The following is a 2,107-nucleotide window of genomic DNA, read 5'->3' on the forward strand; positions in this document are numbered from 1 at the left end:
GTCGAGGCCGAGCAGCAGATCGTCCTCGGTGGTGCGGGCGGTCAGCATGAGCACGGGCAGTTCGCGCTGCTCGGAGCGCAGGACGCGCACGACGTCGAGGCCGTCGGTGCGCGGCATCATCACGTCGAGCACGAGCAGGTCGGGCTCTCTGCGCCGGACCGCCTCGATCGCCTCACGCCCGTCCCGCACGGCGGTGACGGCGTGCCCCTCGCGTTCCAGGTAGCGGCGGATCAGCTCGGCCTGCTTCGCGTCGTCTTCGGCGACCATGACTTCTGCGCACACGCCGTCGATCGTAGACATACGCAGACACGCGCAGGCATGCGCGGGTGAGGCGGCGGGGGCCGGCCCTCATATCCGCTCGCGCCGGCCGTCCGCGCCCGACACCATGGAGGGTCCCGGCGGACGCCGGGGGCGGACGAGGGGACCCGATGACGGCAGCACACGGATTCGCGTACGAGGAACGGGCCGACGGCACGGTCCGCATCACGCACCACCACCGCACGGCGACGGTCCTGCGCGGCAGCCGGGCCGCCCAGTTCGTGCGGGAGGCGGAGAGCGGCGACGCGCAACTGGTGATGGCCCGCTGGACGGGCAACTACCGCAGAGGCAACGAACGCACGGCCCGCAACCATCCGCGCAACGCGGGCTGACGCTCCGTCACAGTGACGCGGTCCTGCTCACGTCCGTGATCCGGCAGACCACCGATCCGTGGGCCTCCCGGAACCCTTGGGCCGTCTCGTGAGCCACCTGATGCGGTGCGAGCCGGTTCGTGGCGACGAACGTGTCCGTGATCCGCTCGCCCTTCGCGTCCACGAACTCGACGCTGACCAGGTAGTCCGAGGTCTTGGAGCTGCGATTGGTGATCTGCACCTCGGCCGTCGGGTAGCTCAGTCCCTCCGACACGGAGCACTTGGTGATCTTGGCGTCCCCTCGCGGTCCGGGGACTGAGGGCGCCGTCCGCTCGTGGCTCGGTGCCTTTCCGGGCGGTGTGTCGTCGCCGCCGCCGAGCACGGAGGCCAGGACGCCGACCACGCCGAGGACGATCACAAGTCCCAGAACGGCGATCAACACGGTCCGGCCTGTGCGGCGCTTGCGCGGAGGTGGGTGCGGTGCCTCCTGCCGGGGCGCGCCGCCCCAGCCGGGAGGGGGTTCTCGCTTGCTCATGTGCGCCCCCAGGTGTGCGTGGCGCCCCGACACCTCAAGGATCTCCCCCGGAGCGTGGGGCCGCATCCGGGCGCAGGGCTCTAGGACGCCCCCGGCCGATCGCCCGGGCCCGAGCGGAGGTCTGCCAGGAGTTCGGCCTGGTTGCTGAGGACTCCGGTGAGGATCGTGCGGGCCACGCGGAGGAGTTCGGCCACGTGGGGAGTGGTCAGGGAGTAGTAGACGTTCGAGCCTTCCTTGCGGGTCACGACCAGGTTGGCCCGGCGCAGGACCGCGAGCTGCTGGGACAGGTGGGCCGGTTCGATGCCGACCTCGGGGAGCATCTCGGCGACCGCGTGTTCGCGCTCGCTCAGGAGCTCGAGGACCCGGATCCGGGCCGGGTGGCCCAGCGTCTTGAAGAACTCGGCCTTGAGTTGGTACAGGGGTGTGCTCATCGCCCGCGCCCCCGGCTGCCGTGCACGCCGCGCCCAGAAATCGTCACCATGGCACCATCTTCGCCTGTCGCCGCCCCGCGCCGGTCCCGGCCCCCGCCGCTCAGGCGGTCCAGCCCTCGGTGCGCCACTCGTGCGGCTCGTCCTCGCCGCCGTGCCGGATCGCGTGGGCGGCGAGCGCGGCGGGCAGGTCGCCGTGGACGGGGATGGCGGGGCCCTCGCCGGGCGGCAGGAGCGCATCGCCGGCCGGGACGGCGGCCAGCGTCATGGCCCGCCCGCACGCGGCGAGCCGGCCCGCGGCCGCAACGACCGCCAGCCGCCCCTCCGCGGACCAGCCGCGCAGCTCGCTCAGGTCGACGACGACGGGCCCGGTGCCGCGCGCCACGACCCAGCCGACCGCGCCGGCGAAGCGGTGCGCGGCCTCGGGGCCGAGATGTCCGGACACGGAGAGGACGCCGAGGCCGTGCTCGACGCGGTAACGCCATTCGATGGTCATCGTCCTCGCCCACTCCCTC

Annotated in this window: 5 protein-coding genes; 1 reads left to right on the forward strand and 4 read right to left on the reverse strand. The window is 72.9% G+C overall.

The window, feature by feature from the left end:
* Positions 1 to 282 (reverse strand): response regulator (locus GTW43_RS01575; RefSeq protein ID WP_161299725.1); only part of this gene is annotated, 282 nt, incomplete at its 3' end.
* A gap of 146 nt (positions 283 to 428) precedes the next feature.
* Here GTW43_RS01575 and GTW43_RS01580 point away from each other — a divergent pair.
* Positions 429 to 650, forward strand: coding sequence for a hypothetical protein (locus tag GTW43_RS01580; protein WP_161299726.1), 222 nt, complete (start codon positions 429 to 431; stop codon positions 648 to 650).
* A gap of 7 nt (positions 651 to 657) precedes the next feature.
* Here the strand turns inward: GTW43_RS01580 and GTW43_RS01585 are convergent, their stop codons facing one another.
* From GTW43_RS01585 to GTW43_RS01595, 3 genes are all read right to left on the reverse strand, one after another.
* Positions 658 to 1,071, reverse strand: a complete 414-nt coding sequence (locus tag GTW43_RS01585) for a hypothetical protein (protein WP_161299727.1) — start codon at positions 1,069 to 1,071, stop codon at positions 658 to 660.
* Between the two features lie 173 nt (positions 1,072 to 1,244).
* Positions 1,245 to 1,595 carry a metalloregulator ArsR/SmtB family transcription factor gene (locus tag GTW43_RS01590; RefSeq protein WP_161299728.1) on the reverse strand — a complete coding sequence of 117 codons (351 nt, stop codon included), beginning with the start codon at positions 1,593 to 1,595 and terminating at the stop codon, positions 1,245 to 1,247.
* Between the two features lie 100 nt (positions 1,596 to 1,695).
* Positions 1,696 to 2,107 (reverse strand): anti-sigma factor antagonist (locus GTW43_RS01595; protein WP_343245860.1); only part of this gene is annotated, 412 nt, incomplete at its 5' end.

Source organism: Streptomyces sp. SID5785 (assembly GCF_009870065.1).
In the GTDB taxonomy this organism is placed as follows: Bacteria; Actinomycetota; Actinomycetes; order Streptomycetales; family Streptomycetaceae; genus Streptomyces.

Coding starts and splice junctions, on each gene's coding strand:
- GTW43_RS01580 (WP_161299726.1), top strand. CDS start 429: ATGACGGCAGCACACGGATTCGCGTACGAGGAACGGGCCGACGGCACG.
- GTW43_RS01590 (WP_161299728.1), bottom strand. CDS start 1,595: ATGAGCACACCCCTGTACCAACTCAAGGCCGAGTTCTTCAAGACGCTG.